The 26,935-nt window shown below is 65.6% G+C and carries 26 protein-coding genes; 7 read left to right on the forward strand and 19 right to left on the reverse strand.

From position 1 onward, the window contains the following. Positions 1 to 34 precede the first annotated feature (34 nt). Complete coding sequence (locus RCP80_RS03100; RefSeq protein ID WP_308482679.1) at positions 35 to 898, forward strand: aminodeoxychorismate lyase; 864 nt, start codon at positions 35 to 37, stop codon at positions 896 to 898. 293 nt (positions 899 to 1,191) lie between these two features. Then, positions 1,192 to 2,037 carry an ABC transporter substrate-binding protein gene (locus tag RCP80_RS03105; RefSeq protein ID WP_308480959.1) on the forward strand — a complete coding sequence of 282 codons (846 nt, stop codon included), beginning with the start codon at positions 1,192 to 1,194 and terminating at the stop codon, positions 2,035 to 2,037. A 5-nt stretch (positions 2,038 to 2,042) separates the two neighbouring features. Here the strand turns inward: RCP80_RS03105 and RCP80_RS03110 are convergent, their stop codons facing one another. The 8 genes from RCP80_RS03110 to lmeA all read right to left on the reverse strand — a co-directional run bounded on the left by RCP80_RS03110 (position 2,043) and on the right by lmeA (position 6,337). Next, positions 2,043 to 2,321, reverse strand: coding sequence for a hypothetical protein (locus tag RCP80_RS03110; protein ID WP_308480960.1), 279 nt, complete (start codon positions 2,319 to 2,321; stop codon positions 2,043 to 2,045). Between the two features lie 25 nt (positions 2,322 to 2,346). Then, complete coding sequence (locus tag RCP80_RS03115; protein ID WP_373693438.1) at positions 2,347 to 3,009, reverse strand: heme-binding beta-barrel domain-containing protein; 663 nt, start codon at positions 3,007 to 3,009, stop codon at positions 2,347 to 2,349. 240 nt (positions 3,010 to 3,249) lie between these two features. Then, positions 3,250 to 3,552, reverse strand: a complete 303-nt coding sequence (locus tag RCP80_RS03120; RefSeq protein WP_308480962.1) for a DUF1416 domain-containing protein — start codon at positions 3,550 to 3,552, stop codon at positions 3,250 to 3,252. Positions 3,553 to 3,554: 2 nt separating this feature from the next. Further along, entirely contained in the window at positions 3,555 to 4,388 is an 834-nt protein-coding gene (locus tag RCP80_RS03125) for a sulfurtransferase (RefSeq protein WP_308480963.1), read from the reverse strand. A gap of 36 nt (positions 4,389 to 4,424) precedes the next feature. Beyond that, complete coding sequence (locus tag RCP80_RS03130; protein ID WP_308480964.1) at positions 4,425 to 4,916, reverse strand: DUF4395 domain-containing protein; 492 nt, start codon at positions 4,914 to 4,916, stop codon at positions 4,425 to 4,427. Positions 4,917 to 5,001: 85 nt separating this feature from the next. After that, the gene (locus RCP80_RS25960) at positions 5,002 to 5,091 is read right to left on the reverse strand and encodes an Ms5788A family Cys-rich leader peptide (RefSeq protein WP_373693439.1); all 90 of its coding nucleotides are present in this window, start codon (positions 5,089 to 5,091) and stop codon (positions 5,002 to 5,004) included. Positions 5,092 to 5,120: 29 nt separating this feature from the next. Next, positions 5,121 to 5,543, reverse strand: coding sequence for a thioredoxin family protein (locus tag RCP80_RS03135; RefSeq protein WP_308480965.1), 423 nt, complete (start codon positions 5,541 to 5,543; stop codon positions 5,121 to 5,123). Further along, positions 5,540 to 6,337, reverse strand: a complete 798-nt coding sequence (gene lmeA / locus RCP80_RS03140; RefSeq protein ID WP_308480966.1) for a mannan chain length control protein LmeA — start codon at positions 6,335 to 6,337, stop codon at positions 5,540 to 5,542. The genes RCP80_RS03135 and lmeA overlap by 4 nt, the downstream gene beginning before the upstream one ends. 159 nt (positions 6,338 to 6,496) lie before the next feature. On the opposite strand from lmeA, the gene RCP80_RS03145 reads away from it, so the two are divergent. Together RCP80_RS03145 and mshD are read left to right on the forward strand one after the other, a co-directional pair. Beyond that, positions 6,497 to 7,288 (forward strand): winged helix-turn-helix transcriptional regulator, encoded by a 792-nt coding sequence (locus RCP80_RS03145; protein ID WP_308480967.1) that lies wholly within the window; start codon positions 6,497 to 6,499, stop codon positions 7,286 to 7,288. Next, positions 7,285 to 8,163, forward strand: a complete 879-nt coding sequence (mshD, locus tag RCP80_RS03150; RefSeq protein WP_308480968.1) for a mycothiol synthase — start codon at positions 7,285 to 7,287, stop codon at positions 8,161 to 8,163. Before RCP80_RS03145 ends, mshD begins: the two co-directional genes overlap by 4 nt. A 6-nt stretch (positions 8,164 to 8,169) precedes the next feature. Here the strand turns inward: mshD and pstB are convergent, their stop codons facing one another. The 10 genes from pstB to RCP80_RS03200 all read right to left on the reverse strand — a co-directional run bounded on the left by pstB (position 8,170) and on the right by RCP80_RS03200 (position 18,895). Continuing rightward, the gene (gene pstB / locus RCP80_RS03155) at positions 8,170 to 9,033 is read right to left on the reverse strand and encodes a phosphate ABC transporter ATP-binding protein PstB (RefSeq protein ID WP_308480969.1); all 864 of its coding nucleotides are present in this window, start codon (positions 9,031 to 9,033) and stop codon (positions 8,170 to 8,172) included. A gap of 45 nt (positions 9,034 to 9,078) precedes the next feature. Then, positions 9,079 to 10,017, reverse strand: a complete 939-nt coding sequence (gene pstA, locus RCP80_RS03160) for a phosphate ABC transporter permease PstA (RefSeq protein WP_308480970.1) — start codon at positions 10,015 to 10,017, stop codon at positions 9,079 to 9,081. Then, the gene (gene pstC / locus RCP80_RS03165) at positions 10,017 to 10,967 is read right to left on the reverse strand and encodes a phosphate ABC transporter permease subunit PstC (RefSeq protein WP_308480971.1); all 951 of its coding nucleotides are present in this window, start codon (positions 10,965 to 10,967) and stop codon (positions 10,017 to 10,019) included. Before pstC ends, pstA begins: the two co-directional genes overlap by 1 nt. 15 nt (positions 10,968 to 10,982) lie before the next feature. Then, positions 10,983 to 11,954, reverse strand: a complete 972-nt coding sequence (locus RCP80_RS03170) for a phosphate ABC transporter substrate-binding protein PstS family protein (RefSeq protein WP_308480972.1) — start codon at positions 11,952 to 11,954, stop codon at positions 10,983 to 10,985. Between the two features lie 256 nt (positions 11,955 to 12,210). Continuing rightward, on the reverse strand, positions 12,211 to 12,876 hold the full coding sequence (gene phoU, locus RCP80_RS03175) for a phosphate signaling complex protein PhoU (protein ID WP_308480973.1): 666 nt from the start codon (positions 12,874 to 12,876) through the stop codon (positions 12,211 to 12,213). A gap of 49 nt (positions 12,877 to 12,925) precedes the next feature. After that, positions 12,926 to 13,603 (reverse strand): phosphate signaling complex protein PhoU, encoded by a 678-nt coding sequence (gene phoU, locus RCP80_RS03180; RefSeq protein ID WP_308480974.1) that lies wholly within the window; start codon positions 13,601 to 13,603, stop codon positions 12,926 to 12,928. A gap of 84 nt (positions 13,604 to 13,687) precedes the next feature. Further along, positions 13,688 to 15,826, reverse strand: a complete 2,139-nt coding sequence (locus RCP80_RS03185) for an LCP family protein (RefSeq protein WP_308480975.1) — start codon at positions 15,824 to 15,826, stop codon at positions 13,688 to 13,690. Positions 15,827 to 16,029: 203 nt separating this feature from the next. Continuing rightward, complete coding sequence (gene dusB / locus RCP80_RS03190) at positions 16,030 to 17,163, reverse strand: tRNA dihydrouridine synthase DusB (RefSeq protein ID WP_308482680.1); 1,134 nt, start codon at positions 17,161 to 17,163, stop codon at positions 16,030 to 16,032. Positions 17,164 to 17,207: 44 nt separating this feature from the next. Beyond that, positions 17,208 to 18,215, reverse strand: coding sequence for an acyl-ACP desaturase (locus RCP80_RS03195; RefSeq protein ID WP_308480976.1), 1,008 nt, complete (start codon positions 18,213 to 18,215; stop codon positions 17,208 to 17,210). A gap of 80 nt (positions 18,216 to 18,295) precedes the next feature. Continuing rightward, positions 18,296 to 18,895 carry a TetR/AcrR family transcriptional regulator gene (locus tag RCP80_RS03200; protein WP_308480977.1) on the reverse strand — a complete coding sequence of 200 codons (600 nt, stop codon included), beginning with the start codon at positions 18,893 to 18,895 and terminating at the stop codon, positions 18,296 to 18,298. Between the two features lie 588 nt (positions 18,896 to 19,483). Here RCP80_RS03200 and RCP80_RS03205 point away from each other — a divergent pair. Further along, the gene (locus RCP80_RS03205; protein WP_308480978.1) at positions 19,484 to 20,548 is read left to right on the forward strand and encodes a serine/threonine-protein kinase; all 1,065 of its coding nucleotides are present in this window, start codon (positions 19,484 to 19,486) and stop codon (positions 20,546 to 20,548) included. Between the two features lie 313 nt (positions 20,549 to 20,861). Continuing rightward, positions 20,862 to 21,035 (forward strand): hypothetical protein, encoded by a 174-nt coding sequence (locus tag RCP80_RS03210; RefSeq protein WP_308480979.1) that lies wholly within the window; start codon positions 20,862 to 20,864, stop codon positions 21,033 to 21,035. A 1,947-nt stretch (positions 21,036 to 22,982) separates the two neighbouring features. On the opposite strand, the gene RCP80_RS03215 is transcribed toward RCP80_RS03210, so the two are convergent. Next, positions 22,983 to 24,452 carry a purine-cytosine permease family protein gene (locus RCP80_RS03215; RefSeq protein ID WP_308480980.1) on the reverse strand — a complete coding sequence of 490 codons (1,470 nt, stop codon included), beginning with the start codon at positions 24,450 to 24,452 and terminating at the stop codon, positions 22,983 to 22,985. Positions 24,453 to 25,329: 877 nt separating this feature from the next. Here RCP80_RS03215 and RCP80_RS03220 point away from each other — a divergent pair. Beyond that, positions 25,330 to 26,136: an IclR family transcriptional regulator gene (locus RCP80_RS03220; protein ID WP_308480981.1), complete on the forward strand. Its 807-nt coding sequence runs from the start codon at positions 25,330 to 25,332 to the stop codon at positions 26,134 to 26,136. Positions 26,137 to 26,935: the final 799 nt, after the last annotated feature.

Raw genomic sequence — 26,935 nt, forward strand, 5'->3', positions numbered from 1 at the left:
GGACCGGGCAGGACTAGGCTGTTTCGCCATGGCGGTGGTAGTCACCCTGGACGGTGAGACGCGGGACCCGGCGGCGCCGCTGTTGCACGCCGACGACCTGGCGGCCGTGCGCGGCGACGGGGTGTTCGAGACCCTGCTCGTGCGGGACGGACGGGCGTGTCTGGTCGAGGCGCACCTGGCGCGGCTGGCGCATTCGGCCACCATGCTGGACCTGCCCGCACCGGATCTGGAGGCATGGCGGACCGGCATCGAGAAGGCCGCCGCCGAGTGGAACGCGCAGTCCGGAGCCGAGGGCGCCCTGCGGCTGGTGTACAGCCGGGGCCGGGAGGGCGGCTCACCGCCGACGGCCTACGTCACCGTCGGCCCGCTGGCCGACCGGGTGCCCGCCGCGCGCCGTGACGGCATCAGCGTGGTCACCCTCGAGCGGGGGCTGCCGGCCAGCGGAACCGATGCGATGCCGTGGCTGTTGGCCGGGGCCAAGACCCTGTCGTACGCGCTGAACATGGCCGCGCTGCGGCATGCCGCTCGGCTCGGGGCCGACGACGTGATCTTCGTCAGCACCGACGGGTACATCCTGGAAGGGCCGCGGTCCACGGTCGTGATCGCCACCGAGATCGACGGCACCCCTGCCCTGTTGACCCCACCGCCGTGGTACCCGATCCTGCGCGGCACCACCCAGCAGGCACTGTTCGAGGCCGCTCGGTCCGCCGGCCTCGACTGCGACTACCGCGCGTTGCGGCCAGCGGATTTAGTTGCCGCACAAGGAATCTGGCTGATATCGGCGATCACGCTGGGCGCGCGCGTGCACACCCTGGACGGCCGACGGATGCCGGCGACGGGGCCCCTGGCCGCCGAATTCACCCGGTTGGTCGACGTCGCGCTCGCCGGTGATCGCTGAGCGCAAAAATCCCTTGTCACCCCCGTCCACCTCAAGTACGGTCGGCCGTACACAAGGAAGGAGGTGGTCCGAGAAATTGAGTAGCTTATGGACATGTGAGGTGGCTGTCCGCTAGCAGCACGCGGCGAGGAATCACCTGCGAGCGCTGGCGAATTCCAAGCAGCCACCCGGCCCCCGAGCCCCCGGTTAGTCCAACCGCGGAACAACGGCTCGGGGGCCGCTTCACGTCTCGATCCGATCAAGCACCCGATACACGCATGACACCGCATGCCCGATGCGCGATGATGCGGCCTATGGGTTATCGGTGGTCCACCGCGCTCGGTGCAACTGTCGCGTTGGCCCTCGGTGTCCTCGGCTGCGCCATCCCGCAGGTGCAACCGCAGGCCGGGCCCGCGTGCAGCAGCACCGCCCTGCCGACGCTGGACCCGCAGACCTTCACCTTCGGCACCGACCGGCCCGCCTACCCGCCCTGGTACATCGGCGACGACCCGACCAACGGTGCAGGATTCGAAGCCGCGGTGGCCTACGCCGTCGCCGAGCGCCTCGGCTATGCGCGCGAGCACGTGCGGTGGGTCCGGATTCCGTTCAACACCGCGATGGCGCCGGGACCCAAACCCTTCGACGCCGACCTCTCCCAGTTCTCCATCACCGATCAGCGCCGCGAGATCGTCGACTTCTCGGCGCCCTACTACGACGTCGCACAGGCCGTGGTCGCCCTGCGCGATTCGCCGGCGGCGGCCGCGACCAGCCAGCGCGACCTCAGGCCGCTGCGGATCGGCGCGCAGGTGGGCACCACGAGTTCCGAGGCGGCGCGGTCGCTCGACGCCACCGAACCGGTGCTGGTCTACGACACCAACCTCGAGGCCAAAAGGGCCCTGGTCGACGGTCGCATCCACGCGATGGTGCTGGACCTGCCGTCGGCGAGCACGGTGGTGTCCGAGTTGAGCGACGGCGTCATCGTGGGGCAGCTGCCCGCGGTGGCGCAGCCCGCCGAGCAGTTGGGCATCGTGCTGGACAAGGACAGCCCGTTGACGCGCTGCGTGTCCGAGGCGGTCGAGGGGCTGCGCGCGGACGGCGTGCTGGACGACCTCGAACGGCGCTGGCTGTCCGCCGGTGAGCGGGCCCGGGTGCTGGGCTGACGGCCTCAGGGCCCCGCGGGGCCGGGGGCCAGGGTGCTGCAGGCCTGCATGGCCCGGTCCCAGACCGCCGGATCGACGTCGGCGGGCGGACCGACCGGCGAGGCCGCGGACTCGCTGACACCGTGTTCGGTCAGGCAGCTCGCAAACGAACCGTGTTCGGCGGTCGTCGGTGCGGGCGTGCTGGCGTCTTGCGGCGGCGTGGATTCGGATCCTCCGCAGCCGGCCAGCGCGAGCGCGGCCATGGCCGCGACGGCACCGAGCACTCGGACATGACGTGGTGGCACGGGGTTCTCCATGGGGTTGGCGGAACTATCCGACGAAGCGAATCAACCGGGCTGACAGGTGCGGGACAAGTCCGCCGTCGGCGTCGACCCGCTCCTCAACGTAGGCGAGATCGCCGCCCTCGACGATGCCGTAGAGCCGTTTGGCGCCGCCGACAAGCACACCGGATTGGCTGCGCGCCAACGCATCGGTGGCCAACTCCCAGGAGGACTGCGTCAGGGGGCGTCCGTAGAACAGTTCGATGTAGCCGGCCGAGTGCGCCAGCAGCAATTCGATGGCCTGGTTTTCTTCGGTGTCGTTCGGATCGTTGACGAAGCGCCAGAAGCCGGACTCCCGCAGGGATTTCGACGCGTAGCTGCCGTCCTCGTCGAGGCGCCAGGAGCGGGCTTCCCAATTGAGGTAGTCGCCACCGTCGTGCGAGACGACGATTTGTTGCCCGAAGCGGTAGTCGCCGTCGGCGTCGCGGCCCTCGCCCTCGCCGCGCCACACACCCACCAGCGGCAGCAGGGCGAGCAGGGCGTCGTTGAGATCGGCTCCCTCGCGCAGATTGGCGGTGTCCGAGGGGAGCGGAAGATCGTCGAAGGTCGGAATGTTGCGCGCCGCGGTGATCTGAGCACGTTCGACCGCGGCGGCTACCGCGCGGTCACCAGAGCCTGGATCCACTCCGGACCCCTCGTCGCTGCCGGTCATCGGCAATCAGGACTCGTCGGAGATCAGCCGGTACAGGGTGTAGAGCGCAAACCATGTGATGACCACGACGGCCGCGACAAGCATCAATTCGAAGAACAGCACCACGGGCAACAGTCTAGTTCGTCGCGGAGGCGGTTTTGCCCGGGGTGCCCCGCGCGAGCGTGCGGGAAATCTCACTTTTTGCGGCGTGTCGCCTCGGCGACCCGCACGCTCGCGCAGATTGGGGCAAAAGGGCGGAGCCTAGGCGACCTTGACGGCGACCTCGTGGACGCCGGCACCGGTCGGGGCCACGACGGCGTCGCCGTTGCCGACCTTCGACAGTGCCCGCAGGCGCCACGAACCGGGCGCGGCGAAGAACCGGAAGTCACCCGTCGCCGACGCCACCACCTCGGCGGTGAATTCGTCGGAGGAATCCAGCAGACGCACGAAGGCGCCACCGACCGGCTGCCCGGAGCCGTCGACCACGCGGCCGGTGATCACGGTTTCCTTCTCGACGTCGACGCCCGCGGGTAGGGCCTGTCCCTGGGTAGGGGCTGCGCACATGATTAACTTCCCAACTCAATCGGGGCTCCCACGAGGGAGCCGTATTCGCACCAACTGCCGTCATAGTTCTTGACGTTCTGATGGCCGAGCAGTTCCTGCAGCACGAACCACGTGTGTGAGGACCGCTCGCCGATCCGGCAGTAGGCGATGATCTCCTTCTCGCCGTCGAGGCCGGCGTCGGCGTACAGCTTGGCCAGCTCCTCGTCGGACTTGAAGGTGCCGTCTTCGTTGGCGGCCTTGCTCCATGGAACGTTGATGGCGCCGGGAACATGCCCGGGGCGCTGGCTCTGTTCCTGCGGCAGGTGTGCCGGCGCGAGAATCTTGCCGGAGAATTCGTCGGGGGAACGCACGTCGACCAGGTTCTTGGTGTTGATCGCGGCGATCACCTCGTCACGGAACGCGCGGATCGAAAGGTCCGGGTCCTTGGCGGTGTAGCTGGTCTGCGGACGCTCGACCTTGTCGGTCACGAGCGGCCGCCCGTCGAGCTCCCACTTCTTGCGGCCGCCGTCGAGCAGCTTGACGTTCTCGTGGCCGTACAGCTTGAAGTACCAGTACGCGTAGGCGGCGAACCAGTTGTTGTTCCCGCCGTAGAGGATCACGGTGTCGTCGTTGCCGATCCCGCGCTCGGACAGCAGCTTCGAGAAGCCCGCGGCGTCGACGAAGTCGCGACGGACCGGATCCTGCAGATCGGCCTTCCAGTCCAGCCGGACCGCGCCGGCGATGTGTCCGGTGTCGTACGCGCTGGTGTCCTCGTCGACCTCAACGAAAACCGTGTTCGGTGCGTTGAGATTTTGTTCAGCCCAGTCGGTGGTGACCAGGACGTCGGAACGGGCCATAAAGCAGGGTCCTTTCGGGATTACGGGTGTGGCAGGTCAGGGCGTCGGATGGGCGGACAGGGCGGGGGTGCGCCGCAGGCGCACGATCAGGGGGTAGAGCCGGCAACCCAGGCAGATGCCGAAGGCCGCGTTGAGGAAGGCCGCGAACAGGGCGAAGCCGGTGGCGACGAGGCCGATCAGCGGCGCGCCCAGCGCGAAACCGGCGGTCCCGACGATCGCGAAGACCAGGCCGACAAGCTGAGCGAACTTCAGCGGCGGTACCGGTTCACGTTCGACTGTCGGTCCGCGCCGTGGCGCGATCACGGCGGCGTAGAGCCGGCCGTAGGGGTGCTGCCGCGGCCCGAACCAGGCGCCGACCGCGAACACCGCCGCCTGTAAACCGAGCAGGACCGCCGCCAGCGCGCTGCTGACCGCGGCCGCGAACAGCGTCGCGACCAGGACCACGGTGGTCACCCACGCCGTGAACCGTGGGCCACGCACGTCGACCTGGCCGACGGCGGCGGTCGGGGGCTCATTCGGGATTGACATGGACATGCTCCTGTTGATGTACGGGTGGGCTGGGCCAACTAGCCGCCGGCTGCTCGCCGCGGCGACGCGTACTACGCGTGGCTACTCAGCAGCTACAACAACAGCAACAACCCGCAAGGCGGCACAGATCGACTGCGCGGCGCTTGGTGAGCATCGGCTCAAGACGGGCTGGCACGCCCGACAGCTTACCTAATGAGTCCGCGCTCAGGCCAATAGCGGTTCCAGCGCCGACCGCAGGTCACCGGCGGTGGGGACGCCAGTGGTCCGGTAGCGCGGACGGCCATCGGCGTCGAAGATGATCGTGGTCGGCAGCGAGAGCACCGAGAGGCGGCGTGCCGCTTCGAGATTGGTGTCCATGTCGATCTCCACGTGCGCCACCGCGGGCAGGTCGTCGCACACCGTGTCGATGACGCGCCGCACGGCCTGGCAGGGGCCGCACCAGGTGGCGGTGAAGTGCAAAACGGTGGGCCCGGTGTCGGACAGGCCCAGGCCGCTGGTGTCGACGTCGGCGGCGTCGGCGGCCCCGCGCAGCAGGCCCGATCGCAACGTGAGCAGCCTGCCCACCAGGTAGCCGAGGCCCAGCACGGCGATGACGATGACGATGATCAGACCGACCGAGGTGCTCATGCCTGGGTGAACTCCGAGAGCGTGATGGTTAGTCCCTCGGTGATGCCCTCGATGATGACCTCGGAGCCGCGGGCGCCCTGGCTGGTAGGCGCGACACCGAAGGGCAACCGCTGATCGGGCAGCGTGGCCCGGAAGGCGTCCAGAATCGCGGTCAGTTTGTCCTCGGGGACGTCCTGATCGGCGGTGCCCGGCCCCGTCAGGACCCCGGTCGGGGTGAACACCAGCGTGGTGCGTTCGGGGCCGACGACGGACAGGTCGACCGCGACGCTGACCTGCTGGTCGAACCCGGCGGCGGTGGGGGTGGCGGTGAAGACCAGGCCCTCGCTGCCGGAAATGCCCGATTCGGTGGTGCCGCCGGTCGCGTCGTTGCTCTCCACGGTGGGTGCCTCGACCATCAGATCCTTGAGTCCCATGAATCGACCCAGATGCGCCGAATCGATGATGATCCGGCTCTCCAGCTTGCCGATGGGCAGCACGGCATCCGGCCTGATCAACCAGGACGCCTCGGCAATTCCGATGGAGTGCATGGTGGCTTCCAACGAGGCCCGCTCGACATGCGGATGGTCGACGTCGGTGGCCTTGATCTCGATCTCGTCGTAGTGATGACCCATGGCCTGCGGAATGAACGGGAAGCCGAGGATGGCCACCGACGGGTCCCAGTTCAGGCCGGCCGCGCTTCGCACCGCGCGGGACAGCCGGTATTCGGCGGCGATGGCCGCGCCGAAGTCGACGCCGAGGCCCACGAGCAACACGGTCAGCACGGTCGCACCGATTCCGGTCAGCAGTTTCCGCACGCGGTCATTGTCGCCTACCGCCGGATCGGAGCACACAAGATGACCGCACAACCCGGAGGATCAGCAGGTGGCAGGCTATCGTTAGTCAAATCTCGGTCGGTAACGACGATGTGTCGGCCATGAATCTGGGGAGTAATCCCCCGGTTGCTGGAGGGCCTTTTGGATCTGTTGCTTCTCACCGCCGACCCACATCCGGAAGCGGTTCTGCCGTCCCTGGCGTTGTTGGCCCACCAGGTGCGCGCGGCGCCGACGGAGGTGTCCTCCCTGCTCGAGGCCGGTACGGCCGACGTCGCGATTGTCGATGCGCGCACCGATCTGGCGGCCGCCCGCGGGCTGTGTCGCCTGTTGGGGACGACGGGCACTGCGGTGCCGGTGATCGCCGTCGTCAACGAGGGCGGTCTGGTGGCCGTCAGCCTCGAGTGGGGGATCGACGAAATTCTGTTGCCGGGCACCGGTCCCGCCGAGATCGACGCGCGGCTGCGGTTGCTGGTCGGCCGGCGTGGTGGCGCGGCGACCCAGGAGAGCGCGGGCAAGGTCAGCCTCGGTGAGTTGGTCATCGACGAGGGGACCTACACCGCCCGGCTGCGCGGACGCCCGCTCGATCTGACCTATAAGGAATTCGAGCTGCTCAAGTACCTCGCGCAGCACGCGGGCCGGGTGTTCACCCGAGCCCAACTGCTGCAGGAGGTCTGGGGGTATGACTTCTTCGGCGGTACCCGCACGGTCGACGTGCATGTGCGGCGCCTGCGCGCCAAGCTCGGCGTCGAACACGAGGCGCTGATTGGTACCGTCCGCAACGTCGGATACAAGGCGGTTCGCCCCGCGCGGGGCCGCACCGCGCCGCCCGACGCCGAAGAGGTCGGCACCGAGGACGACCCCGACGACGGCCCGGAAAGGGATCACGTGCAGACATCGCCGGTTGCGCCCGAATCGCTGGCCGATGCGCAGTGACGCAGATCCAGTGGCGTTCGGCTCTCACCGCCGCCGAGCAGGAACAGATCCGGGACCTCATCGAGGCCGGCGGCAGCGCCGACGGCGTCGCCCCCGTGGGTGATCAGGTGCTGCGGGAGCTGGGCGCGGACCGCACCCGACATCTGCTGGCGCTGGAAGCCGATCGGGTGGTCGGGTATCTCAACCTGGCCCCGGCCACCGACGACGGCGGGGCGATGGCCGAAGCCGTCGTGCATCCGCAGGCTCGGCGGCGCGGCATCGGCTCGACGTTGGTCCGTCGGGGCCTGGCCGAGGCCGGCGCCGGCGTCCGGATCTGGGCGCACGGCAACCTGGAACCGGCCCGCGCCACCGCGCGCGCGCTCGGCCTGTCGCCGGTCCGGGAGCTGCTGCAGATGCGCCGCCCGCTACGCGACCTGCCGCCCGTTCGGCCGGCCGCCGGGGTGCGGATGGCCACCTACTCCGGCCCCGAGGACGATGCCGAGCTGCTGCGGGTCAACAACGCGGCGTTCGACTGGCATCCCGAACAAGGCGGGTGGACCGCGGCCGATATCGCCGAACGCCGCGGCGAGGCGTGGTTCGATCCGGCCGGGTTGTTTCTGGCCTTCGACGAACAGAGCGGCGTGCTGCTCGGATTTCACTGGACCAAGGTGCACGGGCCCGATCTCGGCGAGGTCTACGTGGTGGGGGTCGACCCGGCCGCGCAGGGCCGTGGGCTGGGCGGGTTGTTGACGCTGACCGGTCTGCACCATCTCGCGGAACGGTTGGGCGCCGAGTCAACGGTGTTGCTCTACGTGGAGGCGGACAACACCGCCGCGGTCAAGACCTATCAGCGCCTGGACTTCGAGGTGTTCAGCGTGGACACCGCGTACGGCTGAGCCGGTTCAGCCGAAGCGACCGGAGATGTAATCCTCGGTGCGACGGTCCGACGGGTTGGAGAAGATCTTCTCGGTCTCGTCGTTCTCGACGAGCAGACCGTGCCGGACACCGTCCTCGTCCACCTCGGCGGTGAAGAACGCGGTCTTGTCGGAGACCCGCGCGGCCTGCTGCATGTTGTGCGTCACGATCAGGATGGTGAACTGCGACGCGAGCTCGCGCATCAGTTCTTCGATCTTGGACGTCGCGATCGGGTCGAGCGCCGAGCACGGCTCGTCCATCAGGATGACCTCGGGGCGGGTCGCGATCGTGCGGGCGATGCACAGCCGCTGCTGCTGGCCGCCCGACATCGCCAGTGCGCTGTCCTTGAGCTTGTCCTTGACCTCGTCCCACAGGGCGGCGCTGGTGAGCGCCTCCTCGACGATGTCGTCCATGTTGCCCTTCATCCCGTTGACCCGGGGGCCGTAGGCGATGTTGTCGTAGATCGACTTCGGGAACGGGTTGGGCTTCTGGAACACCATGCCGATGCGGCGCCGCACCTCGATCGGGTCGACGTTCTTCCCGTACAGGTCGATGCCGTGGTAGCGGACGTCGCCATCGACCCGGGCCGAGGGCACCAGGTCGTTCATCCGGTTGAAGCACCGCAGCACGGTGCTCTTACCGCAGCCGGACGGCCCGATCAGCGCGGTGATGTCGTTCTCGACGATCTCCAGGTTCACGTTACGGACCGCGTTGTGCGAGCCGTACCAGACATCCATGTCCTTCACCGTGAACACCAGGCTGCCGCCGGCGCCGCGGTTCGCGCGGCCGGTCGGCTTGTCCACGTGGATGGACTTCCCTTCGCGGGCACCGGTGTGCGTTCCGTCGGTCATATGGTCGCTTCCGGTCGCGGGCGCGAATGGTCCCTGGGTCATGTCTTAGAACTTCCGCTCGTAGTGATTGCGTAGCCAGATCGCAAAAGAGTTCATTGCCAGCAACACTGCCAGCATCACGATTACTCCCGCTGCGGCAAGAATATGGAACTCTTCCTGCGGGCGTTGGATGTAGTTGTAAATCAGCACCGGCATCGCGGTGTACCCGCCCTCAAAGAACTGCGGGTTGAATGTAATAAAGGTAGTCGCTCCGACCAACAGCAGCGGCGCCGCCTCGCCGATGGCGCGTGCCACCGCGAGGATGACGCCGGTGAGGATGCCGGGGATGGCGATCGGCAGCACCTGTTTGCTGATGGTCTGCCATTCGGTGGCGCCCAGACCGAGCGAGGCGTCCCGGATCGAGGACGGCACCGCGCGGATGGCTTCGCGTGCGGTGATGATGACGGTCGGAAGCACCAGCATGGCCAGCGTGATCGAGCCGGCCACCGCGACGAAGCCCAGGTTCAGCGGGCCGCGGACGATGAACGCCATGCCGAGGATGCCGAACACGATCGACGGCACCCCGGCCAGGTTCTGGATGTTGAGCTCGATGAGCTTGTTGTACCACTTCGTCTTGTCCGCGTATTCCTCGAGGTACACCGCCGAGGCGACACCGATCGGCACGATCAGGACGATCACGCCGGCAATGAGGTAGACGGTGCCCAGGATCGCCGGCCGGAACCCGGCGGTGTCGCGGTTGATGGTCGACGGGGCGTTGGTGAACAGGTTCAGGTCGAGCCGCGGCCAGCCCTTGACCAACGCCCACAGGATCATGCCGACGAGCACCGTGACGGCGATCGCGATCGCGAGCAGCATGACGGCCAGGAACAGCTGATTGGTGATCTTGCCGACCGGGGACTTGCTCTTGAGCGAGCTTTCCACGACGGCGCGGGCGCCGGCGCTGGCGAGCCGGCCCCGTTCGGTCCGGAGAGGTTCGGTAGCCACTAGTCGTAAACCTCCCGGAAGCGCTTGACCATGCGGATCGCGAACATGTTCATGCACAGCGTCATGACGAACAGCAGGGCGCCCACCGCGAAGATCGACTCGTAGACGATGGTGCCGGTGGCGATGTCGCCGGTTGCGGTGGAGCCGATGAAGGCCGTCATCGTCTGCACTGATCCGGTGAAGGTGAAGCCGAAGCGGGGGGTCTGGCCGGCGACGATCAGCACGACCATGGTCTCGCCGATGGCGCGCGAGGTGGCGAGCACGATCGCGGCGATGATGCCGGAGATCGCGCCGGGGAACACCACTCGCAGCGACACCTGCATCTTGTTGGCGCCCAGCCCGTAGGCGCCCTCGCGCAGTCCCTGCGGGACCGAGCGCATCGCGTCATCCGACACCGAGGTGATCAGCGGAATGATCATGATTCCCACCATGATTCCGGCGACGCCCACCGAGAACGCCTGCCAGGACAGGAACGGGAAGAGGTCTTCGAGGAATGGCCGCATGAACAGCAGACCGAACATGCCGATGGCGACCGTCGGGATGCCCTCGAGGACCTCGAGGATGGGTTTGACGACCTTGCGGACCCGCGGTGGGGCGTACTCGGCGAGGTAGATCGCGGCCAGCAGGCCCAGCGGGATGCCGACGAGCAGCGCCCAGAAGACGACGGTCAGGGTTCCGATGACGATGGGCAGGACGCCGAACGACGGGTCCGCGAACGCGGGCCGCCACGATGTCCCGGTGAAGAAGTCGACAATCGAAACATGGCGGAAGAAGCCGATTGTCGGGAAGAGCAGTGCGAGCACGATCGCGGTGGTGATGGCCACCGACAACACTGCCGAAAGTGCGAAGACCACCTTGATGATCTTCTCGGCGTATCTGGGGCTGGACGCCGCCAGCGACACCGGGGGTGATGACCCCGGTGCGCTGACGGCCTCGTCCACTACTGGCATGTTTGGTTGATCTCGCTACTTGTTTGCGGCGAGTTCGTCGATCTTGGTGTGCGCTTCCGTCTTCTGCTCATCGGTCAACGGAATGTAGGTGGCTGCCTCGGCGGCCGTGTCGGAGTTGTCGATGTAGAACTTCATGAACTCCAGCACCTCGGGACGTCGCAGCGCCTTGTCGCTGGCGTAGACGAACAACTCGCGGCCCAGCGGGGCGTAGGTGCCGCTCTGGACGTTGTCGAGGTTGCCCGCCACACAGCCGGTGCCGCTGTCGATCTCGAGCGGCTTCACCCGGTCGCCGACCTCCTGGGTGAAGGAGTAGGGGATGAAGCCCATGGCGTTCGGATCGCCGGAGATGCCGGTGACCGCGGCGTTGTCGTCCTCGCCGATGTCGGTGTAGTTCTCGCGGATGACGCCCTCTTCGCCGTTGACGGCTTCGGTGAAGAAGTCGAAGGTGCCGGAGTCGGTGCCGGGGCCGAACAGGTTGATCGGCTTGGACTTCCAATCCTCGGGCAGTTCCAGGCCGGTGATGTCGCCCCAGGTGTTGACCGTCGAGCCCGCATTCCAGATCTGGGTGGCCTGCTCGAGCGTGACGCACTGCAGCGGGTTCTCCGGGTTGACGATCAGCGAGATCGCGTCGTTGGCCACGGTGATGCTGTCGTAGGCGATGCCGGCGGCGTCGCAGGCCGCGATCTCCGACTCCTTGATGGCGCGGGAGGCGTCGTTCATGTCGGTCTCGCCGTTGCAGAACTTCTGGAAGCCCCCGCCGGTGCCGGAGGTGCCCACGGTCACCCGCACACCGGAGTTCTCCTGCTGGAACAGCTCGGCGATGGTCTCCGAGAGCGGCGCCACCGTGCTCGAGCCGTCGATCAGGATCGTGCCGGACAGCGCGCCGCTCTCAGAGCCGCCCGCTGCGTTGTCACCGCTACCACCGCAACCCACCAGGAACAGGGATGCCGACGCGGTCAACGCCGCCGCTGTACGCCAGTTGCGCATTTCTCTCCGATCACTTCCGTGCGAGCGCGTGTCCGGGCCCGTAGTTGGCTGTCTTTTGAGTACTGCCAAAACGTAGGAAAGGGACGCGTCGACACGGGGGTTATTGGATGAACGGCAGATGAACAGCTACGGCATTTCCGCCGGGATTCGCGGCCCAGCCGCTGCATACGCGGTATCGCGGCGAAAGCTGTGATCCAGGCGACACCCCGGGGTCCGGTTGCGACGTGGCGCCAGGCCCGGCGCTTCGGCGGGAAAGCTAGCCGTGGGTGTCGCCCTCGTCGGGATCCAGCACTCCCAACACCTGGAAATTGACCCGGCGGCCGATCTCGACCGCGTGGTCGGCAAAACGCTCGTAGAACCGGCCCAGCATCGTCACATCGATGGCCGCGGGCACGCCGTGCGGCCATTCCCGGTCCATCAACACCTTGAACAGGTGGGCGTGCAGGTCGTCCATCACGTCGTCTTGATCGTCGATCGCGGCGGCGGTCTTGGTGTCCCGCATCAACAGGGCCTGCTGCGTGGCCTTGCCCAATTGGACTGCCACACGCCCCATTTGGGCGAAGTAGCCGCTGACGTCCGCGGGTACGGCGTGGTTCGGGTGGCGGCGCTGGGTCACCCCCGCCACGTGCTTGGCCAGCACGCCCATGCGCTCGACGTCGAAGAGGTTCTGGATCGAGGTCACGACGGTCCGCAGATCCCCGGCGACCGGCGCCTGCCGCACCAGCAACACGAAGGCAGCATCCTCGGCCGCCAGGCAGGCGGCGACCAGCTGATCATGCTCGCGGATCACGCGTTCGGCCAGCACCAGATCGGCGCGCAGCAATGCCTTGGTCGCGGTCTCCATCGATACCGTGACGAGGCCGCACAGCTCGGCGATCTTGGCTGTGAGCGCGACGAGTTGTTCGCGGTAGGTGGTCCGCACCATCACACCCTAGATCCGACCGACACTGGCGGGAAATTCGCGAGCGACGCTACGCGCGCCAGGTGGCCGGCGGCAGCTCTTCGTAGTCTGGGAGCTCGCCGGTCGCCATGAAGATGACCCGGCGGCCGATCTCGACGGCGTGGTCGGCGAAGCGCTCGTAGAACCGGCTCAGGAGCGCAACGTCGACCGCGGAGGCGACGCCGTGCTTCCATTCCCGGTCCATCAGGACGTTGAACAAGTGCCGGTGCAGGTCGTCCATCGCGTCGTCTTCGGCGCGCAGCCGGGCGGCCTTTTCGACGTCGCCGGTCAGCAGCACTTCCTGGGCGGTCTTGCCCAATTCGACTGCAACTCGGCCCATTTCGGAGAAGTAGCCGTTGACTTCCTCCGGCAGCGCGTGGACCGGGTGGCGCCGGCGGGCGATCTTGGCCACGTGGACGGCCAGCGCCCCCATCCGGTCGATGTCGGCCACCATCTGGATAGCGGAGACCACCGAGCGCAGATCGCGGGCCACCGGCGCCTGCAGCGCCAGCAGCACGAACGCGGCCTCCTCGGCGCGGGCACTGTGCTCGCCGAGCACATCCTGATCGCTGATCACCTGCTCGGCGAGCACCAAATCGGCCTGCAACAGGGCCTGGGTCGCGCGTTCCATCGCGGCGCCGGCCAGCTCACACATCTCACCGAGCTGGTTGGCGAGGTCGTCAAGTTGGTCGTGGTACGCGGTACGCATGTACCAAGCCTAGAGGTTTGGCACCCCAAAGGGCACAAGGGCGACGATGAACGGCTGATGAAATGGGCGCTCGCGCCCCCTCGCTCATTCGCAGCTGACGTCGGCGCCGTTGGTGATGGTCAGGTCTTCGGGGAGGTAGGTCGGGGTGCTGCGGTCCTGGTGGGCCACGGTGACGGTCATCGACGAGCCGCTGGGCGGCGGGGGCAGCACCGACGAATAATCGGGGCCGAGGGCCACTTGGACGTCCTGTCCGAGGCCGGTGATTCGTTCGATCCGGGGGTTGCCGAACGCGGCCGCAACGGTCGCCGCGGCGTGTTCGTTGCCGGGCGAATACATCACCGTGGTGGCGGGCAACGCCTCCGGATAGTCGTCGGGGGTGTCCACGTTGAAGCCGTGCAACTGCAGCTCGGTGCTGGCCGCCGAGCCAAGTCCGGCGATGCTGGTCGCATTCGCCACGTGCACGTTGATCTCGTCGGGGTCGGTCGTCACCGCATGCACGACTTCGGTTGTCGTGGCGGACTCCGCGCTCTCCCCGTTGGCGTCCGGGGTGGCCTCGTCGGTGGGGGCCGTGCCGGTCGCCGAGGACTGCGGCAGCTCGGCCTGCGCGGAGCTGTTGGTCATCGGGGCGATGGTCTCGTTCTGGTCGTTCTCGCCGGGCAGCGGGTCGTCGTCGATGATCGCGTCGAACAGCGCCCGAATATCGGCGGTCCGCGGCTGTTCGTTGCCCCACTCGTCGGCGTAACCGGTGGTGGGCACCGTGACGAAGGTGATGCGGCCGGCCGAGACGCCCTGCAGCGACTGCCCGAGGTCGACGAGGTCCTTGGTGTTCACGTTGTCGACCGAGCTGTCGTTGATGAACATGTTCACCACGTTGTTGAGCTTGCTCAGCGAGAAGAAGGTCTCCTTGGAGATCAGTGAGCGCAGCAGGGACGACAGGAACAGCTGCTGGCGTTTGATGCGGCCGTAGTCGCCGTTGACCTCGGTGGTGACCTGGCGCGCCCGGACATAATTCAGTGCGGTGGTGCCGTCGATGATCTGACGTCCCGCGGTCGGCAGGACCGTGCCGATCTCGTAGTCCTCCAGCGGGGTGGTGCTGCAGACCTCGACGCCGCCCAGGGCGTCGACCATGGTGGCGAACCCGGCGAAGTCGACGGCCATGAACCGGTTGATGGACAGGCCCGACATCTTCTGGATGGCCTTGACCAGGCATTTGGGTCCGCCGAAGGCGTAGGCCGAGTTGATTTTGGTCTCGGTGTAGACCTCTTCGGGACCGTAGGTGCCCGACATCTCGTCGTACACCGGGCCGTATTCACCGGTGGAGGCGTCCCAGGCGTCGCATTTGAGCGGCGTGATCGCCAGGTCGCGGGGGAACGACACCGCCACCACCCGCTCGCGGTTGGCGGGAATGTTGACCAGGATGATGCTGTCCGAGCGGGCGCCGTCGGCGTCGGCGGTGTCGCCGGCGCCCATGGCGCTGTTCTCGCCGTGTCGGCTGTCGACGCCGACGATCAGGAAGTTCTCGTCGCCGAACTGGGCGTTGGGATCGAGGATGTCGCGTGAGTTCGGGTCCAACGCCGCGATGTTGTTCATCCGGTTGTTCTTGCTGGTGGTCCACTGCCAGGCGCCGCCGGTCAGGACCAACGCCAGGACAGCGAACAACGCCGCCACAGAACGTCCGGCATAGCGGATCGTCTTGCGGCGGCGATGGTGGTTGACGTCTTGGGGTTTGGGGGGTGCGGCGGTTCGGTGACCGACGTGGGCGGGGCGTACTCGTCCGGGTGGGCGTTCCGAGACCGCCTGCAACACGGTGGTGGCGGTCTCGTCGTCGCGATCCACCGCCGTGCCGGCGCGGCGGTCGGTCCGGCTCAGATCGGGAATCTCGGAGGCATAGGCCGACTGCACCGGAACGGTCGGCGGGTCGTGCACCAGGTCATCGTCAGCGGGCCCGTCGACATGCTCGTCGGCCTCGGGCCCCTCGACGTCTTGCGCGCTTGCTCGCAGCGCTGGAGGCACGTCGCCGGTCACCCGGGCGATCAGGTCCGCGACGGTGATGCCGTCGGGGGGGTTGCCGTCTCGGGCGCCGCGCGACCTCGATTCCGAGGCTGCGGTGCGCTCCCACGGCGCGGCGTCTGGCTTTGGCCGCGGAGTTCGGGTAAGCCACTGGTTATCGCCGTCAGGTTCGGGCGCACGGCGACCAGGAGTGGCGTTATCGCCGTCACTCATGTTCGTATCCGGCCTCCGACTCTGGTGAGGTCTCATTCAGTGCACGCGGGTGCGGCTGCGGTTTGTCGACGCTGACAAACACGGGGTGTACCTATGTCTCTAGCAGTCCAAGGGGGCGCCGCGCTACTCGCGGCGAACTCCGAACCAGGTTCACACATCGTACTTAGACAAGCTGTGCGGGCTGGTGTCGAGATCGTCTCGATTCAGCCACCGGAGTGCATAGCGTCGGCTCCGGCCGGCACCGTGCAGTCGTCCGGATCGTCCAACCAGCCGTGCGGCAGTGCGACCGAGGCCGCCGATCCCTGGCGACCGCGGGGGCCGTTGGCGGCCGGCGGGAACGCCGCGTCGGCGTCGAGCTGGTCCAGCAGCGCATCGAGTTCGGGCAACGTCTTGACCAATGCCAGCGCTCGCCGCAGATCCGATCCCACGGGGAAGCCGTGCAAATACCACGCGACGTGCTTGCGGATGTCCCGCATGCCCTTGTCCTCGCCGAAATGGGCCGCCAGCAGATCGCCGTGGCGCCGGACGATGTCGGCGACCTGGCCCAGGGTGGGGGGCGTCGGTGCGGGGGTGCCGGTGAACGCCGCGGACAACTCGGCGAACAGCCAGGGGCGACCCAGGCAGCCGCGGCCGATGACCACGCCGTCGCATCCGGTGGTCGCCATCATGGTCAGCGCGTCGCTGGCGTCGAAGATGTCGCCGTTGCCGAGCACCGGGATGCTGCGCACGTGCTGTTTGAGCTGGGCGATCTGTTCCCAGTCGGCGGCACCGGAGTAGCGCTGTGCGGCGGTGCGGGCGTGCAGCGCCACCGCGGCCGCGCCCTCCTGCTCGGCGATCCGGCCGGCATCCAGATGGGTGTGGTGCTGCTCGTCGATGCCCACCCGGAACTTGACCGTCACGGGGATATCGGTGCCCTCGGTGGCGCGCACTGCGGCCGCCACGATCTGGCCGAACAGCCGCCGCTTGTAGGGCAGCGCGGCGCCTCCGCCCCGCTTGGTCACCTTGGGAACCGGGCAGCCGAAATTCATGTCGATGTGGTCGGCCAGATTCTCGTCAGCAATCATCTTGGCCGCCGCGTAGGTGGTGTCCGGATCCACGGTGTAGAGCTGTAACGACCGCGGCGTCTCCTCGGGCGCGAACGTCGTCATGTGCATCGTCACGGGGTGGCGCTCCACGAGCGCGCGGGCGGTGACCATCTCGCAGACGTACAGCCCGCTGACGGTCCCTACCCGCTCGAGTTCGAGCTCGCGGCACAGTGTGCGGAATGCGACATTTGTCACACCGGCCATGGGGGCCAGGACGACGGGGCTGGGCAGCGCGAACGGACCGATCCGCAGTGCCGCGGATCGGTCCGGTGCAGTGCCCGCTGCGAGGCGGTCTGTCAGGAGGCCGCTGATGATGTCGTCGCCAACAGGTTCTTCGCGGCCTTCTTCTCGGCCACCTTGCGCTCGCGCTCGAGGCGACGCTCCTTGGCGATCTCGAACTTCTGGCAGGTGTCCTCGAGTTCCTCGATGACCTTGCCGAGCTGATCGCGCAGGCGCGCGCCCTCGCCGGTGAAGTCCTCGCGTTCGAAGATGCGCCACTTCTTGAGCACCGGCATCACGACGTCATCGAGGTGAATGCGCGGATCGTAGACGCCGCCGACGGCGATGATGACGGCCTTACGGCGGAAGTCCGGCACGGTGTACCCGGGCATCTTGAAGTTCGACAGCACCCGGTACAGGGAGGTCATCGCCTGGTTCGGGGCGATGTCCAGGCCGGCGCCGCTGACGTCGCGGTAGAAGATCATGTGCAGGTTCTCGTCGGCCGAGACCCGCTGCAGCAGCTGGTCGGCAACCGGGTCGGCACACGCCTTGCCGGTGTTGCGGTGCGAGACACGAGTGGCGAGTTCCTGGAAGGACACGTACATCACCGAGTCGAACAGGCTCTCGGCGAACAGGTCGCCCTGCTGGTTCTGGCCCGGCGAGAAACCGCGAGTGACCTGCTCCATCCGGGTGATCTCGAGTTCCACGGGGTCGACGGCGCGGGTGGCCAGCAGGTAGTCGCGCAGGGCGATGCCGTGCCGGTTCTCCTCGGCGGTCCAGCGGTTGACCCAGAAGCCCCAGGGACCGTCCATGGAGAAGTTCATCGCGATCTCGCGGTGATAGGACGGCAGGTTGTCCTCGGTGAGCAGGTTCTGCACCATCGCGGTGCGCGCCACCTCGGAAAGCTTGGATTCCTCGGGGTTCCATTCCTGACCGCCGAGAGCGTAGAAATTCTTGCCGTCGGACCAGGGCACGTAGTCGTGCGGATTCCAGTCCTTCTTCATCTTCATGTGACGATTGATTTGCTGCTCGACTACCGGCTCGAGCTCATGCAGAAGTTGCAGGTCGGTCAGGTCTTGCGACATGACACCTCCCAGTTATCTGTACCTCGTGGTTGCAGTCAATATATCTGTGTACCCCAGTATCATCAAGTTTGAACGCGGCTTCAGCCGTGATTTGCCGCACGCCCGCTGCTGCGGTCCAGCAACATCGCGACGCAGTAGTCGATGAACTGTTCGCGGGTGGTCGGCAGTCGGTCGTCGAGGTAGGCCGTGAACAGCGCCGTCAGGCCCCCGATCAGGCTGGTTGCCGTCATGGCCTGCAGCGCCGGATCGGTGATGGTGGTCAGTTTCTGCTGCAGCAGGTCGATGAAGTCGGGCATCCATTCGGAGCCGGACTTCGCCAACGCGGGCTCGGCTTCCGGGGCCAGCAGCAGGGCGCGGCCTCGGACCGGATCGTCGACCATGAGGGCGACAAAGCGTTCGACCGCATCGCGGGGCGTGGTGGCCGACATCAGCGCGGTCATCGCCTGCTTGCACACTTCGGCGTAGACGGCCCGGACGTATTCGTCGCGGTCCGTGAAGCTTTCGTAGAAATAGCGCTCGGTCAGCCCGGCCCCCCGGCAGGCCGCGCGCACCGTGACCGTCGGGCGTTCTTCGCCCCCCAGCAGTGAGATGCCGGCGGCGATGAGTTCGTCGCGCCGCTTGGCCTGGCGATCCTCAAGGGGAACCCCGGTCCAGCGGCGTTGGCGTTGACCGGACGTCACATCACTCCTACACTCGGGACAAGCTGACAACGCTCGTAGTCAAACACTTTCCAGCTGACGGGTCTCGCAGTGACCCAAGATACGACCGACGTCCACCCGGTGGCCAGCGAAACCGCCGTTTGTTGCCGTGCTGCCCCGATCGGCTGTGGGCCGCTCAACTGAGGTTGTCGGCGCCCTTCTTCGTTTGGTTTACCGTCGGATTGTGCGAGCCGTCGGTGCGAAAGCGGCCGGGCTACAGCGGGTTTCGTCGTGACGAATGGCCGCATCGTCGGCTCGGGAACGTGATCTCGGAATGCATTACTCCCCAGGGGGTAAGCGTCGCACCGGCGCGTTGTCCCGGCAGCGTGGCGGATGCGTGGTCTGATGGAGAACGACGTCGGATCGACGGGGTGATGAGATGACGATGGCATGGCTTATCGGACCTCCGCTGGCTATTGCATACGCGTTTCTGGTGCTCAAGGGTGTCGAGGTGGTCGCGCGAGGTTGGGAACGCCGGCGGCGGTCCCACGACCGTCGGTGACCGCAGGTCCGAACCACTGACCCGGGCGCCTCCACCGGGAACGGCGCTGCGCCGATTACGGTAGGGCCATGTTCATCGCCCCCGAGTTGCTCGGCGGTCGCTACGAGTTGCGGGGGATCCTCGGGCGCGGCGGCATGGCCGAGGTGCGCGAGGGCTGGGACACCCAGACCGGGCAATCCGTCGCCATCAAACTGCTCTACCCAGGGTTCGACACGCACCCGGATTACCTGCGCCGATTCTGGGCGGAGGCGCATTCGGCCGCCGCGTTGCGCCACCCCAACATCGTCGCGGTCTACGGCAGCGGGGAGCACCATGGCACCCCGTTCATCGTCATGGAACGCCTTCCCGGCAACAGCCTGGCGGACCTGATTGCCCAGGGCCCGCTGCCGCCGGATTATGTCCGCAAGATGCTCGACGACGTGCTCGCGGCGTTGTCGACCGCGCACGCCGCCGGCGTCATGCACCGCGACATCAAGCCCGCCAACATCCTGTTCACCCCCGACGGCACCGCGCAGGTCGCCGATTTCGGGCTCGCGAAGGGCCCGGACACGCACCGGACCGACACCGGACAGATCATGGGCACGATGGCCTATATGAGTCCCGAGCGGCTCGCCGGCAATCCGGCCACCGTCGCCGACGACCTGTACGCCGTTGGGGTCATCGGGTGGGAGGCCCTCACGGGTCGACGGGCGTTCCCCGAGGAGAACCTCGTGGCTCTGGCGCACGCCATCACCGAGAGTCCGCCGCCGCCGGTGTCGGTGCTGCGCCCCGATGTCGCGCCGCAACTGGCGGCCGTCATCGACCGAGCGATGGCGCGCGAGGGCGCGCAGCGCTTTCCCAGCGCCGAGGTGATGCGTGCCGAACTGGCCAACGTGTACGGCGATCCCGCCACCGGACCGATCCCGATCCTGCCGCTGCCGGGACAACCGACGCCGCCGGGGTGGAATCCGCCGACCGCGCCCGTCGGCTATCCCGTCGACCGCAGCAGGGGCAGGCTGATCCTGTTGCTGGCGGTGCTGCTGATCGCGATCGTGGTCGGTGTGGTCGCGTTTGTGCTGGGGGCCTCCACGCAGCGCACCGCCGGCGCGGCCGACATCGCGACTGGTCACACCTCAGCCGCGTTCCACCGATAGATCGGCTGGTGTTCGGGGGAGCGGAGATAGGAAAGCGCATCTGAACGGCAAAGATTGACGATCGCTACGAAGCGGTCAGATCAGCACACGATAGGCACTGCCAGTGCAAGTGACCCGCCCGGCCCGGCTCGGCAGTGTTCGACGGGAAATCCGCGTCATGCGCGGGCTCGGGCCACTGATGGCCCTGGCGAGGAGGTTGGGCTAAAACGGTTGTTGGCCAATGAGGTTGACATCGCCTCACCGCGGTGCCCGCCGACTCGATCCGTGCTCTCTGAGCAGCTGGTGGTCCTCCGCAAATTGTGGAGGGTGTCCTGTGCTGCTCTTGATTCCGCCCGAATCTTCGTTTTATCCGCGTCCGCTCGTGCTTCTGCGCCGCCGCGGTGAAGTTCTGTTCGAGCAGGCCGGGGACTTCGGCGGAATCAATGCGAGCGATCCACCTGTGGACCAGGGCAGACTGAAAACCGGCCATGGGCAGGTCTTCGTATGAGGCACAGGGTGTTTGGCCCTCTGGCTCGCGACCAAGCGTGCAGTGCTCACTTCGCCGTCCCCTTGACCCATAAAAGCCACCGATGGTTTTAGAGGGTTACGTCCATCTGCACAGGCAACCTCCCATCGCGACCGCTTGCGGTTGACCGGTCAGTGCCGCCCAACTCGCCGAGACACTTGTGCGCACCCGCGCACGCCCCGGCCCGGTACCCAAGTGCGCTCGTGTCTCCCGAGATCACGGGGGACGCGCGCGACCGGTTTGCCCGTCGAAACTGGAGGCTGGGTCGGCAATCCACGTTCACGTGCAGTTGGGCGCCATCCTCGTCAATACTGTCCCACCCATGTCAGCGGCGTCAGGTAAGCACTCGGGAAGCTGTGCAGCAATGACCTTAGATGGATCCAATTTAGGGATAATGCATGTAATATGGTGATCTACTGGTGCTTAAGGGCGGAAATGGATCCTATTGACTTAGGGTGGGGCCGACGCGAGGCCAGCGCTATGCCGTGTCGCTCTCCGGGTCAGCTGCTTGAAATGGGGGCTCATGCCAACCGAACGACGGCTGGAAACAGACTTGCCTGGGATCGAGCTGTCTGCCAACGACGACGACTGGGCGGTTGCTGATCTGATGCGCTTCCACACAGCGCGCGTCGCATGAACCGAGGCTCGGCTGGTGGGATGGCCGGGACTAGTTCGCGACGGATCAATTTCGAAGACCGTTGTGAGCTGGCGGATGCCCTACCGGCGTTTTCAAGGTCAAATGCTGCCTTCTCCTGCCATCAAGCCCCTCGAGCCAAGGAAGGGTGCCGTGTCATCCGATCACTGCGCACTGCAGAGACTCATTCCACGAGTCGATGACCCATTCCATTGGGAGATAATCGCGTTCATGGTTAGCTGGGCTCCTTACGGTGGGCCAAGCGACGAAGACGCGCTACCAACGTTCGGTATGAACTGCCAAGACCTCGTGGCGCGTTTCAATAAGGTGGTTCGCGCACTGATGGGTCAACGAGCGCATCTTAGTGAGCAGCAACTCGACCTACTCCTGCGCGCAGAACGGCTACTGCCCCCCGATCGGGAACAGCATCGCGACCTGCGGCACCGTACCCGCCCGACTTTACTGAACGGCTCAGACAGTTGCTCCGTCACCTCGCAGCCGGCGTCGGGATCTGCGACGGACATTGGTTTGTCACCGGCGCAGGGACATTGGGCGCTGAACCGAGGGCTTTGGCACTGGCGCGAAGGCTGTCAAGACATACAGAGCTAAAGCCGCGCGTGTGATGAGACAGGTGTAGCTCGCACTCGGTGAAGCCCCTTGGCGCGCAAGGCAGGGCTGAAGTTGCGCAATTCAATTCAATCGACCAGTTGACTCGTGACGTTCTGTAGGTGCGTTCGGCGCCGGTGCGACCTCATGTGAGGCAAACAGTGCCCGATGCTTGTTACTACGCTGGACCAGTAATTGGAAGCGGGGCGGCGGCCGTCGCGCCAAACCTCTTATAAGCGCACCATCGTCGTAGCTTTCGGCCCCAGTTATGGCTGGACCGTTTGGAGTCGATTCGATACTGGATGCAGCTGCGTGCACTTCCAGTATCGGCCCTTCCAGAGGGGGTTCACTGTGGCATCATGGGCGGCCGCTGTCTCGATTCGCGCGCGTCTAGTCCGACGATCTTCATCCGCTCCGCACCCCGGTGCCAATAGCAATAGTTTCCAACGTGATTGGCGCGCAGGGGCCCAGCGAGGGCAGGGCCGAGACCACGCCACGTATGCTCCGGTCGCCGATGCGCCAAACTGGAGCCGGCGGAGGATCTCCAGTTCGACACCGATGGCGGGAGACAGTTCAGGGGCCTCTCGCAGAAACCGCTCCTGTGGAGGACTCGGCGGCATGGCCAGGCGTAGCGCCGCCCCCACCTTCGGCACTAGTCAGCATGAACAGTTCACCGGGTTCGCTCAGGGTCACTGTGGTGCGGCACTGGAATCGATTCCAATATCGGCCACGCGAATGCGCTCAATCTCAGCGTTGAGATCGAATCCTCGGTGGGCAGTCAGATAGATCACTGACGATACCGCCAGGCCCACCAGCATGGAGACGTCAACACCGCCCAGAATTCGAGCAAAGACGCCATGGAAGTCGCCCACGACCGCAAAGGGCAGCATCGAGGCGAAACCGATGAAGTAGGCCGTGAGGCCACGCCAGGACCAACGGCCGTACATGCCGCTGGGATTGAATATCTCTCGAATCGAGTAGTGTCCGCGACGCACCACGTAAAAATCGATGAGATTGATTGCAGTCCACGGTGTGAGCAGGTATCCAAGAACGAACAGGAAGTTTCCCAGCCAGGTTATAAACGACCCACTCGCGCCGTACGCGATGACGGTCGTGATTATGCCCAGGCATGCGAGGGCAAATAGGCGCTTAGATGGGGACGGCCTGATCTGTTTGATCGAGTCCGTGCATGACAATAGTGTGAGGCTGCCGCCATAGAAGCATAGAGCGACTGCAGCGAAGGCGGGTATAATCGCCGCAATCAGCAGTATATTACCGAAACCCGGAATAATGGCATCACCACTGGATATGACCGCGCCAACAGTATCAGCCAAAGGAAACATCGATGCCGCGGCGGCGCCGATCAGCATCATCCACGCTCCACTGATCGCGGCACCAGCATAGGTCCACCAAAATGTCTCGCGCACACCGACATTCGGTTCCAGGTACCTTGAATAGTCCGATACAAAGATGGAATAGGACAGCTGATATGCCGCTGCGGTGAAGAACTGCACCATGAATGGCACCAGCGAAAAGGAACGAATGTCGAATGCACCCGCGCTAAACGGCTGGACCATGATGATTCCGATTGTGAATATGGCGAGCACAATTACCATCAGCAAGGAGAGGCACCTGGCGGCTCTATGGATGAGATCGTGGCCCACTACCGCTAAGAGCATCGCGACCAACGCGATCCCGAAGTAGCCGATAGTAGTCGGCAAACCGACGATTTCTTCGAGGGTATCGCCAACTAGGATCTGGATCGACGCGGCGTACCCACCGTAGATAATAAGCGCGACTATCCACACCAAAAAGGCGCCAGCGAAGCCGAATTGCGGCCGGGACTGCACCATCTGCGGCAGCCCGAGTTGTGGTCCTTGAGTGGAGTGAAACGCCATGAAAAACGTGCCGAAGGCGCAACCCGTGACGATCGCTATTGCCGTCCAAAGAAGGTTTGCGCCTAGTGCTATTCCGATAAACCCTAACGCGACTGTAAGTATGTGTACGTTTCCAGTAAACCAAATTGTGGAAAGGTGCCACACTTTGCCGTGCCGTTCTGCCAATGGAATGTAGTCGATAGAACGCGTCTCAACGATCCCGATAGTTTCACTGGGCCGGGCGGCGAGACCTGTCTCAGGTAGATTGGTGTCTTCGATCATCGTCACTCTCTCTATGAGTTGCCGGATGTTGTACTTCGTTGCACCTTCTGGGGCGGAGGTAGCGGGCGCCCAACCGCGCGGGCGCGGCAAAGCAAGCGCAAAGTGGCCCAGTTTGCGATGGGTTCCGAACGTGACTGGCCAGGTCTGCAGCCCTGGCGGCGGGTGCAGGCCAGAACAGGTGCTCGACTGCCGGCGGCTGCGATGGGGCTACGAATGAGGGGTTGGGGGACGAATCGCGTTGGGTAGCATCTAAAGTCGGTCGACGAAGTCGACGCGATTAATCGATTGCGAGTGGACCTTCAGTGCCTGGGTCCGCTTGCTAGGCACGGCCTGGCTGCAGCCAGGTGCCCACAGCAGGCCTGATTTCCGTCGGCCGGAACGCTTGACTCCGCAATGTGGCGTCCGCGGGAGTTTCTCTGCGGTATCGCGTAGTCGTGTGGTCGAACAGCCGGCCGGTGACGGCTTGAGGCAACCCGGAAGGGTGTTCGATGCCAGAAGCTATTCGGTCAGTACCTGTTGTCGTAGCTGGGCTTGCGGAGCGGATTTCCAGGATCCATTGGTATGGATGGTCATGGCTCAGTGATCTCCCTACGAAAGTTGTTTAGGCCCAACTGTTTATTCCGCGCCGTCGGCTTCTGCTGCCCGTCGACGATCGCTGCATTTTGTGGAACCCGTGGATGCAGAGTCGATCGCCGGAGCACCCACAGCCGCATGGTCGTTCGACTCGCAGATACGTGAGCTACGCCACGTAGAAGACCGTAGACCGAGCGCATCACCGTCGTCAACCACCATGCGGACATCGTGTCCGCATGAAGGGACTGTGGGCGAGTTTTGAACGCCGGTCGGACTAGCTCTGGCCTGTTGTAATGTCCGCAGTATGGGTAGGGAGCACGCCACGGGGCCGGCGTCTGTGAACGTGGTGTTGAAGGCTGGCGCAATCCTTGACGTACTCGAACAGCGTCCGGACTTGTCTGCAGTGGAGATCGCTGAGCTCACTAATGAACCCCGCAGTACTGTCTACCGTCTCCTCGGCACCCTTCAGCAGCTCGGCTGGGTGGAGGCTGCGCCGAGCCAAGGCCGGTATCGTCTGGGAATCCGCCTCTTCCGGCTGGGCTCGGCTGTGGCTCGGACGTTCGACGTACGCGGGGCGTCTGATGACCCGATGAGGCAGCTTCACGCGGAGACGGGGGAGACCGTTTTTCTCTTGATTCCGCAGGGCAATAACGCGCTTTGCATCTCAGAAATCGGAGGCCGATGGGTAAAATCAATGGCCATCACAGTCGGCACGACACTGCCTCTTCACATCGGGGCAGGCCCACGCGCCCTACTTGCGTTTCAGCCGAAACCATTTCAGCTGAGCTACGTCGCCGAGTCACTGGTCCAGTTCACCGAGGACAGCCTGTCGACTGCGGCAGATCTCGAACAAAACCTTGAGCAGATTCGCCGGGAAGGGGTCGCAATCAGCGACGGTGACGTCGTGCCGGGGATGGCAGCGATCGGCGCGCCGTTCTTCGATCATGTACCGAGCCTGTGCGGCGCGATCTCCCTGAGTGGCCCGCGACCAGTCATCCTCCAGGGGGAGACAGTGAATATGCGGGACCGCATTATCGACGCAGCTAAGAGCATCTCCAAGCGGCTCGGCTTCGAGTCTGAGAGGCCATGGCCACCTTGTATGGGCTGCTGATGCGGGATGGCAGCGTTCCCAGGGGAATCGCCTGATTCTTGATGACCGCTGTCGCCCTGTTCCAGGGCCTCGCTGCGGGCGTCGACGAATCGTACGGTTCCGACTCCCCGTGGCTGGCCCCAGGTGCTGGTGGGTAACCGTGAGCGTTGAGTCGAGTTCAGAACCAGCCTCCCGGCGTGATGGTGCGCCCCGGTGCGGCAATTGCCGAGCGGCAGCTGATGCGGATCGGCGATGGGACGAATCCGGAAGGTGCTGCGCCGGACCCGAATCCGACGGACTTGTTCGCGCCGGCGCGCGTAACTCGTTTTGGTCGCGGTGGCGTCGATCTGGATGGTGTTCCACGCGCGTGCCACGCGCGGTCCTAGCGAGTTGCGCTGCCGGCACGGTTGCTGGATGCATGCGGAACGGTGCCGCGCCGTATGGGGCGTACGCCGTGGTGCTCGTCGTTTCAGCACGGGCGTAACGACGACACAACGGGAATGACCGTCAATCCCGTTCGACACCTAGCGTGAACGGCCTTCGATCAGATGGACGCGTTGCGTGGGGCGCGTCGTGATTTAGGGCTGGCCGTATCGCTCGAAGTCGATGCCGGCAAAGGCGGTAGAGCTGCCTCGATGAAGCGATTGGATCCAAATACGGCCTAAATCCTAGAATTACCCGGCATACTCCGGTTGACGAGGCCGATATGGATCCAGTACGTTGCTGTTGGTTCCATCACAGTTGTCCACTCACCGCGGCGAGGCCACGCCGGCTAGATCCGCAACCTGGCGAGCAACGTCGGGGGGCGGCAAACCGAACA

Source organism: Mycolicibacterium sp. MU0053 (assembly GCF_963378095.1).
In the GTDB taxonomy this organism is placed as follows: domain Bacteria; phylum Actinomycetota; class Actinomycetes; order Mycobacteriales; family Mycobacteriaceae; genus Mycobacterium; species Mycobacterium burgundiense.

Excerpts from the sequence above, each read along its gene's own strand:
- RCP80_RS03105 (WP_308480959.1), top strand. The coding sequence starts at position 1,192 with ATGGGTTATCGGTGGTCCACCGCGCTCGGTGCAACTGTCGCGTTGGCC.
- RCP80_RS03115 (WP_373693438.1), bottom strand. The coding sequence starts at position 3,009 with ATGACCGGCAGCGACGAGGGGTCCGGAGTGGATCCAGGCTCTGGTGAC.
- RCP80_RS03120 (WP_308480962.1), bottom strand. The coding sequence starts at position 3,552 with ATGTGCGCAGCCCCTACCCAGGGACAGGCCCTACCCGCGGGCGTCGAC.
- RCP80_RS03125 (WP_308480963.1), bottom strand. The coding sequence starts at position 4,388 with ATGGCCCGTTCCGACGTCCTGGTCACCACCGACTGGGCTGAACAAAAT.
- RCP80_RS03130 (WP_308480964.1), bottom strand. The coding sequence starts at position 4,916 with ATGTCAATCCCGAATGAGCCCCCGACCGCCGCCGTCGGCCAGGTCGAC.
- RCP80_RS03135 (WP_308480965.1), bottom strand. The coding sequence starts at position 5,543 with ATGAGCACCTCGGTCGGTCTGATCATCGTCATCGTCATCGCCGTGCTG.
- pstB (WP_308480969.1), bottom strand. The coding sequence starts at position 9,033 with ATGACCGACGGAACGCACACCGGTGCCCGCGAAGGGAAGTCCATCCAC.
- pstC (WP_308480971.1), bottom strand. The coding sequence starts at position 10,967 with ATGCCAGTAGTGGACGAGGCCGTCAGCGCACCGGGGTCATCACCCCCG.
- RCP80_RS03170 (WP_308480972.1), bottom strand. The coding sequence starts at position 11,954 with ATGCGCAACTGGCGTACAGCGGCGGCGTTGACCGCGTCGGCATCCCTG.
- phoU (WP_308480974.1), bottom strand. The coding sequence starts at position 13,603 with ATGCGTACCGCGTACCACGACCAACTTGACGACCTCGCCAACCAGCTC.
- RCP80_RS03185 (WP_308480975.1), bottom strand. The coding sequence starts at position 15,826 with ATGAGTGACGGCGATAACGCCACTCCTGGTCGCCGTGCGCCCGAACCT.
- RCP80_RS03195 (WP_308480976.1), bottom strand. The coding sequence starts at position 18,215 with ATGTCGCAAGACCTGACCGACCTGCAACTTCTGCATGAGCTCGAGCCG.
- RCP80_RS03205 (WP_308480978.1), top strand. The coding sequence starts at position 19,484 with ATGTTCATCGCCCCCGAGTTGCTCGGCGGTCGCTACGAGTTGCGGGGG.
- RCP80_RS03215 (WP_308480980.1), bottom strand. The coding sequence starts at position 24,452 with ATGATCGAAGACACCAATCTACCTGAGACAGGTCTCGCCGCCCGGCCC.
- RCP80_RS03220 (WP_308480981.1), top strand. The coding sequence starts at position 25,330 with ATGGGTAGGGAGCACGCCACGGGGCCGGCGTCTGTGAACGTGGTGTTG.